Genomic DNA, 14,086 nt, shown 5'->3' with positions numbered 1-14,086 from the left:
TGCTGTAGCCCGCAAACGTCTTTTCTTTACCCACCGGCCCGCTGCGCTTTTGAGGGCCGGCGGGTAAAGAAAAGACTTAGGGCCAAAAGAAAATTCTTAACCCAGACACAGTTCAGTAAACACTCCCGTCTTGGGGGCGACTACGAACCGCAGCGCGGTTCAACCTTGTTTGGCGTGGGGTTGCGACCCCACGCCACGTGGGCGAAACATCCCTCGCGACCGCAGCGCGGTCGAACCTTGTTCCCGGGATGCGGAAGAATTTAGGAGATAGGGTAAAATTTAACCGCACTCTCATCTTATTAGAGTGGCGCAGCCCTCCTTTGCGCAAAAAAAAATGAACGCCTACTTTTCAACCGTTTATCAGATCGTTTTCGCGACGAAGTACCGGCAACCCACGCTCACGAAGCCGGGGCGGGAAGAACTATTTAAATGCATTTGTGGGATCCTGAAGAATAAGAAATGCTTTCCCTATCGCGTGGGTGGGGTAGAGGACCATTTGCACATCGTGTGTTCCGTACATCCGTCGGTGGCGGTGTCGGACCTGGTGAAGGACGTGAAACTGGGGGCTACGTCGCATATAAAGGAGGCCGGTTTGTTTCCAAAATTTGATCGCTGGCAGCGGGGGTATGCGGCCTTTACCTATGCACCGGAAGCGTTGCCCAATCTGATCAACTATGTGATGAATCAGGAGAATCACCACCGGAGGAAGTCCTCCCTACAGGAAGTGGTCGATCTGCTGGAGGAAAACGGGGTGGAATACGATTCCCGCTACGTGGATTAAGGGGAAATTCAGATGATTTGGGTGGGTAGGACCCCGTAATTCGGGGGTAGAACACCGGATTCGTCGATAAACCGCCTTGGAATATCGTGAAAATTCGTGGGTGGTGCAACGCTTCCCTCACCTTAGCGTCATTCAACGTAACTACCTCAGTTACAATCCATCAACCCACAATTCATCGACCATGAAATCCCTGCTTTTTGCTTTAGCTCTTTCTACTGCCGCTCCCGCCGTCGCAACGGCTACCACGGTAGAACCCCTCATCACCCGTACGCTCATCGAAGAGGGCCGGCTGGAGATCACCCTCGCAAACCTGGAACAGGAGCGTACGATCGTTAGACTGACGGATCTGAACAACAGAACCGAGTTTTTCAGCGATCGGATCAAGAACCATAATGGCTATGGGGTTTGCCTGTCCATCGACGAGCTCCCCGCCGGCCGCTATATGCTTTCCGTAGAAAAGGGAGACACGATTCGCCGTCAGGTAATTCTGAAGACCGATGCGGGTACCACCATGTGCAGCGACTGGAAGTAATCCGGCCGCGTGGCAATCCGAAGGGAGGTTCGGGGCGTTAAGCATCGTATGCGATTGCTTTTGCTCTGTTGCCTCCCCTTTTTCGTGCTGACCTGTGCGGAGGACGTTCCCCCCGTCCCGAAGCCGCGCTCGTATCCCCGCGTAGTTTATCCCGAACGGTCGTACGTACCGCTCGCCGCTGACTACTGCGAATTTACCTTCGAGCGTCCTGCCTCTTCCGAAGTGGTGCAGGAAACCAACTTCTTCGATGAGGCACCGGCCGATCCATGCTGGTTCGATCTGAAGCTGTCCCCCGCCCTGAACGGTACCATTCACTTCAGCTATTATCCGGTAGATTCCTACGATCAGTGGGAAGAATTACGCGACGAAGCTTTCCAATTGGTTGGCGTGCATAATCAGCGGGCCAGTAACATAGAGGAATCCGTCATTCACCGCGATGCGGCCGATGTCCACGGCGTGGCCTTCGATATCGCCGGTCCGGCGGCCAGCCCCTTCCAGTTTTTCCTGACCGATACGACCGATCACTTCCTGCGGGGTGCGCTCTACTTCGATACGCGCGTCGATCCCGACTCCCTTGCCCCCGTAGTCGAATACGTAAAGGAGGACATCTTCCGGATCGTAGAGAGCCTGGAGTGGAAGGAGTAATGTAAATTGTCCCCAATGAGGGCAAAAACCGCCAACGAGCGTATCATTTTCGGACTGAAAGTCAAGCAATTGCGTCTGCAGCAAGGCTTCAGTTTCGATCAGTTGTCGAAACAGACCGGGATTTCCCTTTCCTACCTGAATGAAATCGAGAAAGGAAAAAAGTTTCCCAAACGCGATAAGGTGCATCAGCTAGCCGTCGCGCTGGGAACAACGGCGGACGAACTATCCAACGACGACCTGGGGCGCGAACTGGCGCCGGTAAGCGAACTGCTCAAGTCCAATTTTCTAAACGAACTTCCGCTCGAACTCTTCGGCATCGAACTCAGCAAGGTAGCCGAGATCATCGCCGCGGCGCCGTTGCAGGTCGGAGCATTCATCAGCACGCTCCTGGAAATCAGTCGCAGCTATGCCCTACGGGAGGAGAATTTTTATTTCGCTGCCCTGCGCTCTTACCTGGAGCTCAACGCCAATTACTTCCCCCAGCTGGAGCAGGCCGTAGAGAATTTCACCGAGCAGCACAACCTACCCACTATCCGGCCCCTGCCGCCCCGTATTCTCCGCGAACTGCTGGAGGATCGCTACGGCTATGAGATCGTCCCCGACGGCCTGGACGACCAGCCCGCGCTGGAAGGCTTGCGGTCCGTGTACGTTCCCTCTTCCGGCCGGCTACTGCTGAATGCTAAACTCAGTCCCGTACAACGTGGCTTCCAGTTCGGTAAGGAGATCGCCTTCAATTACCTGAAACTGAAGGAGCGCGCCAATACGAGCAGTATTCTGCGGGGCCGGGTCTTTGAGGAAGTGCTTAATCATAGTAAGGCCACTTACTTCAGTGTCGCGCTCCACCTGCCTCTCCACCCCTTCATTGCGGAACTGCGGCAATTTTTCCAGCGGAAGAGCTGGGACATGATGGCGTTTCGCGACCTCATGCTGCGCTTCAACGCCACCCCGGAGATGTTCTACCACCGGCTGACCAACGTGATCCCGGAATTTTTCGGCATGCGGGATCTGTTCTTCCTGCGCTTTGTACACGACCGCGGTACCGATGACTTCGTAATCGACAAGGAACTGCACCTCAGCCGCCGCCACCATCCCCACGAGAACGGACTGCTTGAGCACTATTGCCGGCGATGGATCAGCATCAACTTGCTGCACCGTCTCTCCGCCGAACCGGATAACGATCTCCGCATCGAAGCCCAGCGGAGTAAGTACTTCGGGACGGACGACGAATACCTCTGCATTACCCTGGCCCGTACCGACTACCCCAGACCGGGTAAGAACGTGAGCGTTACCCTCGGCCTGTTGATCACCGATACCGTGCGTGAGGAAATTGCCTTCCTGGACGACCCCGCGCTGCCCCGCGTGATCGTGAACACGACTTGTGAGCGGTGCCCCATCGAAGATTGTCAGGTAAGGGCCGCCCCGCCCAAAGTGGTGAACGCCCGCGAGCATTACCTGGCGATGAAAGAGGCCCTGCAGGGCTTGCGGTAGTCATGCATCGGTCAGTAGCCTCGAGTACGGAAAAACCGATTTTCCGACCCTAGCCCGTTTGCATCAGCCGTTCCAGTGATTTTTTCACGTCCAGTTTATCCTGATCCATAACGGCTACCGCCCAACCCTGTAATTGCGCACGTTGGGCCAGGTACATCTGTTCGGTCTGCCCGGGGGTGGGGATCAGGATGGCTTTCTTATTCAGCGCCCGTAAGTCCATCAGCGTCGAGTAACCGGGCCGCGCAATGACGTAGCGGGCGGCCGTCAGCAGGGGAGAAAGGGTATCCGTATCGGTAAAATTGATGCTCTCCAGGGAAGTATCGAGGGGTTTAGCGGTAGCGGGCAAACCCCGAACGATACGGGAAGCGTGCGGGAGCTGCTCCAGTTGCGGAAGCAGAATCTCTTCAAGCCGGGTCCGCATGGGTTCAGGCCCCGATAACAGAGCCAAGAGGTCGTAATCGTCCACTCCCTCCCGGGGCATGATGTGCGGGAGGGAACCGATAAAGAGTACATTTTCGTAGCCGGCGGGATCGGAAAGCTTGCCGCTCAGGCGGTTGTGCCCCGGATCGTCCGGCACCCAGAACTCGTCGAATTTGGCAAGCTGCCAGCGGTATACCCGGGTGGCGGGCGCGAAGTGCGTGATCGGGTGCAATTGATGGCTCAGAAATACGGAATGCACCCCCGGGTGGTAACATCCGAAGCGGCTATCCGAGATGATCCGGTCGATGCCCAGGTCGGCTACCAGTTTGGCGGTTGCCTTGTTTTCCGCCCGAATGGTCTTGCGCCAGTAATAGGCCTGTTTGGCCACATTGAACACCATGGATTTAGTGTCGTAGCGAACCCGGTAGGGGGGGAGTTCGTGAATGTCCGTGCCGGGAAGCTCATGCCGCAGCATTTCGGCGGCGGGTCCGCTGCTGGCCCAGCTTATTCGCAAGCCCTCTTGCTGCAGTTGCCGGGCCAGCGCCAGGCTACGGGCGGCGTGTCCCAGCCCCCAGTCGAGGCAGCAGATAAGCGTATGTTCGGAACGGGCGTCGAGGTCGCGCAAGCAGTAGCGTTTTCTATGAAACCTGCTCCGGCCCGGCAAGTTTGCCACCCGAAGGGGGTAAGGAAGTCCGTTGTGCAGCTATTTTTTGCTTCGTTTCGCTAGCGGATTATAGGCCAAACACCGGATCATCCAATCGGACAAGGCATCGTGAGTAAGGGCATTAAGGTCCCGGATCCGCAAGAAACCACGCATCCTCCTGCCCCCTAATTCGACCACGGAACATTCGGGTCGCCGGCTTTCCCGGGCCACGTCCGCGGGATCCAGTCGAACCATCAACAGCCCCTCCCCGGTAGCCTTATCGGTGTGGAGTCCGCAGCACATTTTGTCATCTACCAGGAAGATCAGCCCGCCCATCATTTTCTTTTCCTTAAAAACGGTGCCTTCCTGTAGTAAGGCCTCTCGTATCCTATCCGCCTGTCGCTCATCGAATGCCATGGTGCCTTAATATCAGGTTTTTCCGTTTAGCCGGCATGAAGCCGCGTATCGCGGGTTGCCGGGTCAGCCAAACGCCGTCTGCGCGGTTCGCGGCGCTGACGACGGCGAACCCATTGGTTATTTCTTGATCTCCGTGTAGGGGCAGTCGGTGGCCATAGTGTCGGAGAGGACCAGGCGTTCCTCAGCTTCGAGGGCTTCACTGGATTTGAAATGACGCCGCTTCGCGATGTCCCTCATCCAATTCTCCCCCCTTCGAGCATGGCCGCTAGTTTGTCCCTGCCGGGCTGTTCGGCTGGGCCACCCGTGGAGTGAAAAAGAACTAAAAAGCCTAACATGTACATCACTATGTCGAACGAGCCTGATAAATCAGAACGGCCAGCCTAAGACATTTTACGATGCTTTCAGGATAGGAGCCAACTCGAGTACCCGGAACGCCGGATGGTCTACAAAGAACTGACGCAAAAAAGCGGTGTGGGAGCTGCCGAAAAGGACCACGATCCGTCGGTCGCCGGGTTCGATTGCCGCCAGCATACGGGCGAATATCTTCAGGTTACGCTCGTAGAGGGCTGCGGTAAATTGGGGCCCGGTAAAGTCGTCCCCGTCTACATAGGCCATGGCGTAGTGCAGGTAGTCGTAAAGAATACGCTTACGGTGGTAGGGGTCATTCAGCGCCACGTAGTAGCCCGTCAGCGCCATATCCGCCAGACGAATGGTGCGGGAAGTATCGGTGAAGGGGTAAGGCCCTGAGAAAAAGGGCGGGGCCTCCGCATCCGCATGTTCCGTCTCGAAGGCCTGAATGCGGTCGTAGGGCAGTTCCTGTTTGACATCGGCGCAAACCACTCCGGGAAGGTCGGCCTCCCGTGCGATGCGAAAACCAATTTGAATTTCTTCCCCCCGAATGACGGTGGTGTCTACCAACTGGCCCACCCGGAAAAGATGGAACAGGCTATCGAATTCAGCCTGCCGTTCCGCGATACGCTCGATGAATATCCGGTCGGGTGATGCCTGGGCGATGCGCGCGGCCAGGGTGTCCAGTTCCGCCTGCCTCCGCGCGGAAAAAAGATCCGGAAAGGGCGTGCTGTTGGCATCCGATGTGGCACCGAAGTGAAAGCTACCCAGCAAAATGACCTCAATGGGATCATCGGTGGATTGAGCCGACAACCACAGGGGAAAGCATATAGCCATCAGGAAATACCGCATAGGTGACAAGATAGGAGCTCTTTGGAAGGAAATCGGTTTCCGCAACCGCTTTTTACCTGCGCTCCGCCGCCCTATGCCTTTAGCCGCCGAATAAGAGCAGTTTGAAGGCGACCAACACCGCGCAGGTGACCAATAACGTGCGCACTGCCGCCCCCTCCCGGACATTGAACAGTTTTCGCACGCCGGGACGGACCAGAAAGTAAAGGGCCGGACCGTAAAGCAGGCTACCCACCAGGAACAATTCGACGGAATGATACCAGGAGGGCTGGCCGGTACGGGCCGCCTGCACGTCGGTCGTGCCGAGTAGGGTGTAGCGGATGACCTCCCAGACCGGCGTCAACCACTGAAAGAGAAGGTAGGCAAAGGTCAGGACCCATCCGATACGGCGTCGCTGCCACAAGCGCAGGGCCGCCAGGAGGCAGAAAACGGTCGCTCCGCAACCGACGAGGGTGATGTAGAGGGTAATGGGGTCCACCGATTCCGCGGGGCGCAGCAGGATGAGTCCGCTAAAGAACAGCCCGTAGATCTGCAGGCAGGCCAGCAGCCCCATCAGGATCGTGAGTCCGGTCAGGATGGACTCCGTACTGATGTAGATATCGCTGCGGCCCGGGTAGTCATTGGTCCGGGGACGTGGAAGGGCGGTTAGGGGAGCGGCTTCCGTCATCCAGACGCGGGGCGTTCGCTTGTGCAATTCCATCGTGGAAGCCCGATCGCGGCGATGTTGCAGGATCTCCCGGCGGGGGACGCCGCGCCGGTCCAGCTCCGCCCACGCAGCGACCACGGTTTCGGGAGGGTGCAGGTGCGCATCCTCCAGGAGGTCGATCAGCTGGTCGAGGGTCAGGGTGTCAGGGTGGTCGGCGGGGCCGCTCATATTGCTTAAACTTCTTTCGACCCCGCCACCATGCACGCTAACACAATTATTCGGACTTACTCCAGATCACGGTGCGCTCGAAATCGTCGGGGAAGTCGGGGCAGTTTCCGTCGCCCCGGCCGGTTATCCCACCGTCGGGAGAACAGACCACTTCACAGTCGTCGTCGTATAAAACGTTAGGAATGTCGCAGCAATCGGACACGAAATAGTAGTGCGCCCGCCCATCAAAATCCCACCGTTCTACCTGAATAACGGGCAGTTGGTTTTCGTCCAGCAGGCGGTCGAGAACGCAGGACGGAATTTGGGGGGTGCAGTCCTCTTTGTCACAGGCGAAAAACAGGAGCAGCGCAAAGAACAGGGAATACCGCATGATGTATTAAGTAGGTTCAGCGGGGTAAGACGGCATGGCGCCGGCTGCCGTTAGCTTACGTTCCTTAAAGTTCTCCTAAATACCTGCGTCGCCCTAAAACTTATAGCGCACCACCCCCCGCAGGAAGAAGGGCGTACCCGGGGTGAAATGTATCTCTTCCACGGGCTCGGTTTCCGAAATAAGCCGGGACTCCGTTGCGAACTGGGTTTCGTTCCATTCCTCGTCCAGTACGTTTTCTACGACCAGCCCCAGGGAAACGGGACCTATGTTGTAATTCACGTTGGCGTCCACGATGAAGTAGCCGTCGGCGATGATGGAGTTGTCTTCGTTGGCCGGACGATCGCCGACGTAGCGGTAACGGATACCGCCGGTCCAACGGTCGTTCAGCACGTTCAGGCCGCCGGAACTGGTGAGGTCAGGCGCCAGCGGAATGTAGTCGGCCCCCTCCGGCTCGGCGATGCTGCGGGCCAAGGCGTAGTTGACGTCGGCGTCAGCGAAGAGCCAGTCCGTCAGCTGGTAGCGGGCGCTCAGGTCTATACCCAGGCGGCGGGTTTCACCGCTTGGTTCCACGATGCCGGCATCTCCTACGTACACGAATTCCTGCTCAAGGTAGAGATACCACAGGGCGGCGTTCAGAAAGAGCCGACCGGTGGGGCGAAAGATGCCGCCCAGGTCGGCGCCGTAGGCTGCGGGGAGGATCTCGGCGGCCGACTGGTCCAGCACCACCCGGGTATCGTTGGCGTGGAAGCCGACGCCGGTTTTCAGGAAGAGCTGGGTCCGGTTGTTGAGGGTGTAGAGAAAGTTCAGCTTGGGACTGACCGCGGTTTTACGCTGCTCCTGCCGGTCATAGTTGGTCTGGAGCTTGTCGACGTAATTGAAGACGAAGTGATCCAGGCGTACGGCGGGGTTGATGAGCAGGTCACCGAACTCGAAGTCGGCCCTGGCGTAGGCGTAGAGATTGCTTTCGTCGATGTCGCCGAACTGCAGGCGCTCGATCAGTTCGTTGCGATTCTTGGTGCGGCTGAGCTCTACGTCGTCGTTGTTGTCGTAGCGCAGGCCGATGCCGCCCTTCAGGGTCGCCTCGCCGCCGGCGGTGTTGAAGCTGTGGTTGACCTCGGATTTGAAACCGAAGAGTTCGCGGTCTTCGTGCTGGCGGATCTGGTCGCCGTTCTCCGGATCCTCCAGGAAGAAGGTGAAGTTGGAAAACAGCTCGAAGTCGTAGCGGGAATAGAAGGCGTTGGTCTTAACGAAGGTGTTGCGGTTCACGACCCGCAGGAACTCGCCGGCCAGGTTGGTGCGGCCGGTAAAGCCGCCTTCCGTATCGTCGATGGCGCCGAAGCGGCCGATAAGCCCGCTTTCGACGGCCCGTACCGGGATCTGCCCGGAGGCGTCCCACTTGCTTTCGAAGTGGCTGGCCAGGAAGGACAGGCGGCTCCCCCCCGGGAGTTCGGTGGTGTAGCGTCCCATTAGGTTGAGCCGGTTAAAGTGCTGACTGGACTCGAAGGGGCCGTCGGTGAGGATGTATTCGGTGGCCAGGTAGGCACTGCTGCGTTCCCCGTTCAGGAGATCAAACAGGCCGACGGCGCGCAGGGTATTGAAGGAACCGAACTCGGCGGTGAGCAACGAGCGGTCGAGCTTGTCCTTGAGGGAAAAATCGACGTAGCCGGCGGTGGCGAAGTTGCCCTGGTCGGCGTAGTAGGGTCCCTTGCCGTAGTCGATCTTTTCGATGGTCTCCGGGATGAGGAAGTGCAGGTCGGCGTAACCCTGCCCGTGGGCGTGGCTCACCATATTCACCGGCATCCCCTCCACGGAGATGGCGACGTCCGTACCGTGGTCGATGTCGAAACCGCGCAGGAAGATCTGCTCCGCCTTGCCGCCTCCCGCATGCTGGCCGATGATCATGCCGGGCACGCGGCGGAGGATGTCCTGGGCGGAATTCACCGGCCGCAGCCGGGAGTCGATGTCGGTGGCCACGTTCAGCGACCGCAGATCGGGGCGGACCGTGATGGCGTCCAGGTCGAAGAAGGATTCTTCCATTTCCACCTCCAGCGGTTCATCGGTGGTGGACACCTCGATCATTTGCGCCCGGTAGCCCAGGTAGGTCACCTGCAGACTGTCGCCGGGGCTCACGCCGTCCAGCATGAAGTTGCCGAGCTCGTTGGTGTGGGTATGGTGTTCGGAATTGAGGTGGATGATGTAGGCCCCGATGATCGGGCTACGGTCGGCGCTCAGCACCCGTCCCTCTACCGTCTGGGCGGTGAGGCCGACGGCGAGGCAGGCAAGCATAATGGTAAAGAGTGTGCGCATGGTCATAGTGCTGGTTGGTCAAATGCTTATTCAAATTGGTCCCCTTCGGCCCCGGCTAATAAGCGGGTAAGGGTTTCTTCCAGGTATGCCCCCTGAAGGGCGATGGTCGGTAATTCGAAGACCCGGTGCAGGGGTACCTCCAGTTCGAAGGCTTCGCTGATGCGGGCCGAGAGCCGGATCGCCGTCAGGCTGTGCCCCCCCAGGTCGATAAAGCGGTCGTGGCGGCCGACGCGGTCCAGGTTCAGTACCCGCTGCCAGATGTCGGCCAGTAGTTCTTCGATCTCCCCCTCCGGGGCCAGGAAGGCTACGGCCTCGGTGGGTGGGCGGGCCCCCAGTTCCGCCAGGGCGCGGCGGTCGATCTTTCCGGAGGCGGTGAGCGGCATTTCCGCCAGGGGGATGAACAGCTGGGGAATGCTGTAGTCCGGCAGTTGCCGCCCGAGTTGCTCCCGGATCTCGGCCGGGGTCAGACCGTCTCCTCCGGAGTAGTAGGCCACCAGCTGGCGCCGGTCGTAGTTTTCACCGGGCGTCCGGTAGCCGATCTCGCCCATGATGCGCTCTACCGCATCCGTGTCTACTTCCTCGTTGATCTCCTCCAGGGCGGCATCCCGCTCCTTGTGGCCGATGCGGACGTCCCAGCTGTAGGGGAAGGCGTAATTGTTGTAGCCCTTTTCCTTCTTGTGCACGTAGATGCCGACCTGATTGATCAGGCAGTTGGTCGAGCGGCCGGTATCGGTGGGACGTACCCAGGGCAGGCGCCGGTCGAGATAGGCGTACATCTCATCGAGCGTCGCGTCGGTGTAGCGGTAGAAGTCCAGGAAGCGGACCCGCTCGAAGACCTCGTCGGTGTCGAAGGCGGAGGTGTCCAGCAGGTCGCGTACCGCGTCGTCGGCCCGGTGGTAGACCTTACGGGCCTCCAGGATGGCGGCGTCGATGCTGCCCTCGGCGTGGCGGTCTTCCCAGAATAATTCTTCCGTCAGGCGGGTCTCGAAGAATTGCCCGCGGCTCAGGCCGGTGACGATATAGGGAATATTTTTCTCCAGCGCCAAGTGGGTGGCCAGCGTATAAATAGTCTTAAAACAGCCGTTGCAGACGTTGCAGTGGCGGTGCAGGCTATCGACGAAGATCTCGTTCATTGCCGGCGTGCTGCCGAAGTGAACGTCGACACCCAGGTCGGAGGCTACTCGCCGCACGTTGTCCAACGCCTGCTCCGAGATGTAGCCGTTGTCGAGGGTGAAGGCCAGCGGCTTCAGCCCGAGTTCGACCAGCTGGCCGAGGGCGTAGGTGCTGTCCTTACCGCCACTGAGGAGCATGATACAGTCGTACGCCGCCCTGTTTTGGCTGGGCCGGTCGGCGAAGATGGCCCGAAAATCATCCAGGGTGCGGAAGTAGGCCTTCGCCTTCGCCTCGTAGGCTTCGAAGCCCCGGCAGAGTTGGCAGACCCCCTCGTTGTCGAAGGAGGCGCTCGGGTAGTTGGCCGGCAGCCCGCAGTTGGTGCAGTAATGGTCGACGGGCGCCTGCGACCAGGCGGTCGGGTCCACCAGCTCGACGGCGGCGGCCGAGATGCCGGGGTGGGCGGTCAGCGCCTGTTCTACCTCTTCAAGTTCAATGCGGTAGCCCCGCCACTTCGTTTGCCGGTCGTTGCGGCCGAGGAATTCGATCTCCCCCCGCGTGTTGCGGCGGGCACGGTCGCCGGTTTTGTACAGTCGTTCCCCGGGGCGGTAGGGGTGATCCACGAAGCGTTCCGCGGTGAGGTCCGGGCGACCGTGGTAGCCGCGGGCGAGGCAGTCGCCGCCGAGGTAGAGTTCACCGCTTACGCCGTTGGGGACGAGTTGTCGCCGGTTGTCCAGGATGATCGCTTCGGTATTATCGATGGGGAAACCGATGGGGACGGCCTCCAGCTCGGTACGTGCGGGGTCGTAGGTCGTTTCAATGCACCCGACGGTGGCTTCGGTGGGGCCGTATTCGTTCACGATCGCCATCTCCGCCGGAAAATGCTGGCTCACTTCCCGCGCCAGGTCGGCCGGAAACTGCTCGCCGCCCACGATCAGCGTACGCAAACGGGCGGTGCGGTAATCACGGCCCCGTAGCAGTGCCAGGTGGGAGGGGGTGAGCTTCACCACGTCGCAGCGATCCTCGTCCATGACCCGCACGACGGCCAGGTCCGGCGTGCCGGGGGCGGGCTCGGGGTAGACCACGACGCGCCCCCCGCAGGTCAGGGGCGTAAAGAGCGAGGTCACCGTCAGGTCGAAACCGATGGTGGTAAAGAGCGGGAAGACCGGTTGCGCGGTCTTTACGTAGCGCCGGCGGGCGTAGGCGATGTAGTTGGCCAGGGAAGCGTGACCCACCTCAACCCCCTTCGGGGTGCCGGTACTGCCGGAAGTGTACATGATGTAGGCCAGGTCGCTGCTTTCCTCCGGCCGGTCGGTCAGCGGCTCGTGGCGGGCTATGGCCGTGCGGTCGGCGTCGAGCAGCACCGTAGGTAGTCGGTAAGCCTCCACCCGCGGGAAGCGGGTCTGGTCGGTGAGGATGAGCGCGCAGTCCGTCTCTTGTAGGATGTGTGCCAGCCGCTCCTTGGGCAGATCGGTCGGTAGCGGCAGGTAGGTGTGCCCGGCTTTCCAACATCCCAGCATCGTTACCAGTAAATCGGCGGAACGGGGCAGGAAGAGGGCGACGTTTTGGCCCGGTGCCTTGATGCGTTGCTGCAGGAAGGCGGCTAGCCGCCCGGACTGCTCGTCCAGTTCGGCGTAGGAAAGCTTGCCATCGGGATATTCCACGGCGACGGAATCCGGGTGGAGACCAGCCATTGTACGGAAGCGGCCCAGGACGGAACCGTTTTCGTCCGGTGTCCGCTTACCCAGCCCCGCGGCCAACTGCTTCCGGCTAGTCGCCTCGCCGATGATATCGACCGCAGCGATGGCGGTCTCCGGTTCGTCCACCAGGGCATCGAAGAGCCGTAGAAACTGCTCCGGAATCTCCCCGCGCAGTGCTTCCGGAAACACGGCTTCGTTCAGGTCGAACTCCAGCATGAGCTGCCCGCTTGCATCCAGGTCGTGGGCCTGCAGCCGTAGGTGGTGGCCGGGGTCCGCGTGCCCGGGCGAGCGCCACAGCGTGTGGCAATCCGTCTCGTCGGTGAAGGGTCCGAAATAGGCGGAGATATAGTTAAGCACCACGTTGAAGGAGCCCGAAAGTTCCGGGCGGACCACGCCGGGGCGGGCGGAACGCAGAAATTCATTGGTGCTGACGCGCATGCGTGCCAGCAGGGTCAGCAGGGTATCGTCTTCCTCGACGGCACTATACAGCGGCAGCATCTCGATCAGCTGGGCCGGCAGCAGCCGTTCGGTGGGGGTACTGCGGTTGGAGGCCGGCGTCCCGAGCGTGATTTCGCTGGCGCCGCTTACCCGGTGTACGTAGGCGACCAACAGGCTCGACAGGATATTGTAGACCGTCATGTCACGGGTCCAGTGGCGGACGTCCTTCCGGTCGGCCAATGCCTCCAGGGCGGCCATGCGGTCCGTGTCCAGCAGCACGGGGAGGCGGGGGGAGCGGGACACCCCTCCCGTGTTGGTCCGGCCGAAGAGTCGGGGGGGAACGGACTGCTTCTCCCGCTGCCAGTATTCGGGAAGGGGTGCCGCATCGGCGGGCAATTGTTGCCGGTAGTTCCGGAAGGAAGGAAGTTCTTGGGAAGGTGGTTTACCTGCGCTCCGCCGCCCGTCGTACAGATCCGCTAGGCGGCGGTACTGGACACTCACGCCCCAGGCGTCCACGATGAGGTGGTGCTGGTTGAGGTAGAAGACGTGGTGGTCGTCCGCGAGCTGCCAGAGAACGGCGTCGAAGCAGTTTTCCTCCAGGTGGAAGATCCGCTCCCCGCGCTGGGTGATGACGCGTTCCAGGGCTTCCCGGCTATCCGGCCAGGGCTCGATGGGCAGATCGGACGTGAATTGTGGCCGGACTTCCTGCACCAATTCACCGTCTACGGTGCGAAATACCGTCCGCATATTATCGCACTCGGCCACCAGCTGGCGGTAAGCCGCGCGAAAGCGGTCGGGGTCCAGCGGGCCGCAGAGCTCGAAGGTGAATACGCAGTTGTACTGCGGCGAGGCCGGCGCGAGTTGCTGGCCGGTCCACAGCACCAGCTGGGCGGGGGTCAGTGCTTCACCGCCGCTCATACCTTGGCCGCGGCTTGGCGTTCGCGGACGTAGTCGCTCATGGCGTTGACCGTCATGAAGTTATCGATGGTCATTTCCTCGGGCGGGATGCGTACCGAGAAGGTTTTTTCCAGGAAGTCGATCAGCCGGAAGACGGCCATGGAGCTGATGAGGCCGCTGCTCAGCAGGTCGTCGTCGGCGGTCAGGTCGATCTGCTCGTCGGCGAGGAGTTCCGTTTTGATGTAGGTGAGTATACGTTCTTCCATA

Annotated in this window: 12 protein-coding genes; 4 read left to right on the top strand and 8 right to left on the bottom strand. The window is 60.1% G+C overall.

Going from position 1 to position 14,086, the window contains the following annotated elements; genetic code table 11:
- Positions 1-334 precede the first annotated feature (334 nt).
- The 4 genes from DRW39_RS10925 (at position 335) to DRW39_RS10910 (ending at position 3,446) form a co-directional block, all read left to right on the top strand.
- Positions 335-781: a transposase gene (locus DRW39_RS10925; protein WP_116107080.1), complete on the top strand. Its 447-nt coding sequence runs from the start codon at positions 335-337 to the stop codon at positions 779-781.
- Positions 782-884: 103 nt separating this feature from the next.
- Entirely contained in the window at positions 885-1,313 is a 429-nt protein-coding gene (locus DRW39_RS10920; RefSeq protein ID WP_157976053.1) for a hypothetical protein, read from the top strand.
- A gap of 48 nt (positions 1,314-1,361) precedes the next feature.
- Positions 1,362-1,958, top strand: coding sequence for a hypothetical protein (locus DRW39_RS10915; protein ID WP_157976052.1), 597 nt, complete (start codon positions 1,362-1,364; stop codon positions 1,956-1,958).
- A gap of 15 nt (positions 1,959-1,973) precedes the next feature.
- Positions 1,974-3,446: a helix-turn-helix domain-containing protein gene (locus DRW39_RS10910; protein ID WP_116107059.1), complete on the top strand. Its 1,473-nt coding sequence runs from the start codon at positions 1,974-1,976 to the stop codon at positions 3,444-3,446.
- Between the two features lie 49 nt (positions 3,447-3,495).
- Here the strand turns inward: DRW39_RS10910 and DRW39_RS10905 are convergent, their stop codons facing one another.
- The 8 genes from DRW39_RS10905 to DRW39_RS22240 all read right to left on the bottom strand — a co-directional run bounded on the left by DRW39_RS10905 (position 3,496) and on the right by DRW39_RS22240 (position 14,085).
- The gene (locus DRW39_RS10905) at positions 3,496-4,491 is read right to left on the bottom strand and encodes a glycosyltransferase (protein ID WP_116107058.1); all 996 of its coding nucleotides are present in this window, start codon (positions 4,489-4,491) and stop codon (positions 3,496-3,498) included.
- 78 nt (positions 4,492-4,569) lie between these two features.
- Entirely contained in the window at positions 4,570-4,926 is a 357-nt protein-coding gene (locus DRW39_RS10900; protein ID WP_116107057.1) for an RNA methyltransferase, read from the bottom strand.
- 390 nt (positions 4,927-5,316) lie between these two features.
- Complete coding sequence (locus DRW39_RS10895; RefSeq protein ID WP_116107056.1) at positions 5,317-6,126, bottom strand: DUF5694 domain-containing protein; 810 nt, start codon at positions 6,124-6,126, stop codon at positions 5,317-5,319.
- Between the two features lie 79 nt (positions 6,127-6,205).
- On the bottom strand, positions 6,206-6,997 hold the full coding sequence (locus DRW39_RS10890; RefSeq protein WP_116107055.1) for a hypothetical protein: 792 nt from the start codon (positions 6,995-6,997) through the stop codon (positions 6,206-6,208).
- 46 nt (positions 6,998-7,043) lie between these two features.
- Complete coding sequence (locus DRW39_RS10885; protein WP_198664845.1) at positions 7,044-7,367, bottom strand: DUF6970 domain-containing protein; 324 nt, start codon at positions 7,365-7,367, stop codon at positions 7,044-7,046.
- Between the two features lie 93 nt (positions 7,368-7,460).
- Positions 7,461-9,680: a TonB-dependent receptor gene (locus tag DRW39_RS10880; RefSeq protein WP_232830125.1), complete on the bottom strand. Its 2,220-nt coding sequence runs from the start codon at positions 9,678-9,680 to the stop codon at positions 7,461-7,463.
- A gap of 20 nt (positions 9,681-9,700) precedes the next feature.
- The gene (locus DRW39_RS10875; RefSeq protein ID WP_116107054.1) at positions 9,701-13,840 is read right to left on the bottom strand and encodes a non-ribosomal peptide synthetase; all 4,140 of its coding nucleotides are present in this window, start codon (positions 13,838-13,840) and stop codon (positions 9,701-9,703) included.
- Positions 13,837-14,085, bottom strand: a complete 249-nt coding sequence (locus DRW39_RS22240) for an acyl carrier protein (RefSeq protein WP_157976051.1) — start codon at positions 14,083-14,085, stop codon at positions 13,837-13,839. The genes DRW39_RS10875 and DRW39_RS22240 overlap by 4 nt, the downstream gene beginning before the upstream one ends.
- Position 14,086 lies beyond the last annotated feature (1 nt).

This window comes from Lewinella sp. IMCC34191 (genome assembly GCF_003390935.1).
GTDB lineage: Bacteria > Bacteroidota > Bacteroidia > Chitinophagales > Saprospiraceae > Neolewinella.
This window is presented reverse-complemented; position numbering and strand designations above follow the sequence as displayed.

Bases quoted from the DNA above. Each gene is read 5' to 3' on its own strand.
- DRW39_RS10900 (WP_116107057.1), bottom strand. From the start codon at position 4,926: ATGGCATTCGATGAGCGACAGGCGGATAGGATACGAGAGGCCTTACTA.
- DRW39_RS10925 (WP_116107080.1), top strand. From the start codon at position 335: ATGAACGCCTACTTTTCAACCGTTTATCAGATCGTTTTCGCGACGAAG.
- DRW39_RS10880 (WP_232830125.1), bottom strand. From the start codon at position 9,680: ATGACCATGCGCACACTCTTTACCATTATGCTTGCCTGCCTCGCCGTC.
- DRW39_RS10885 (WP_198664845.1), bottom strand. From the start codon at position 7,367: ATGCGGTATTCCCTGTTCTTTGCGCTGCTCCTGTTTTTCGCCTGTGAC.
- DRW39_RS10895 (WP_116107056.1), bottom strand. From the start codon at position 6,126: ATGCGGTATTTCCTGATGGCTATATGCTTTCCCCTGTGGTTGTCGGCT.
- DRW39_RS22240 (WP_157976051.1), bottom strand. From the start codon at position 14,085: ATGGAAGAACGTATACTCACCTACATCAAAACGGAACTCCTCGCCGAC.
- DRW39_RS10915 (WP_157976052.1), top strand. From the start codon at position 1,362: ATGCGATTGCTTTTGCTCTGTTGCCTCCCCTTTTTCGTGCTGACCTGT.
- DRW39_RS10910 (WP_116107059.1), top strand. From the start codon at position 1,974: ATGAGGGCAAAAACCGCCAACGAGCGTATCATTTTCGGACTGAAAGTC.
- DRW39_RS10890 (WP_116107055.1), bottom strand. From the start codon at position 6,997: ATGAGCGGCCCCGCCGACCACCCTGACACCCTGACCCTCGACCAGCTG.
- DRW39_RS10875 (WP_116107054.1), bottom strand. From the start codon at position 13,840: ATGAGCGGCGGTGAAGCACTGACCCCCGCCCAGCTGGTGCTGTGGACC.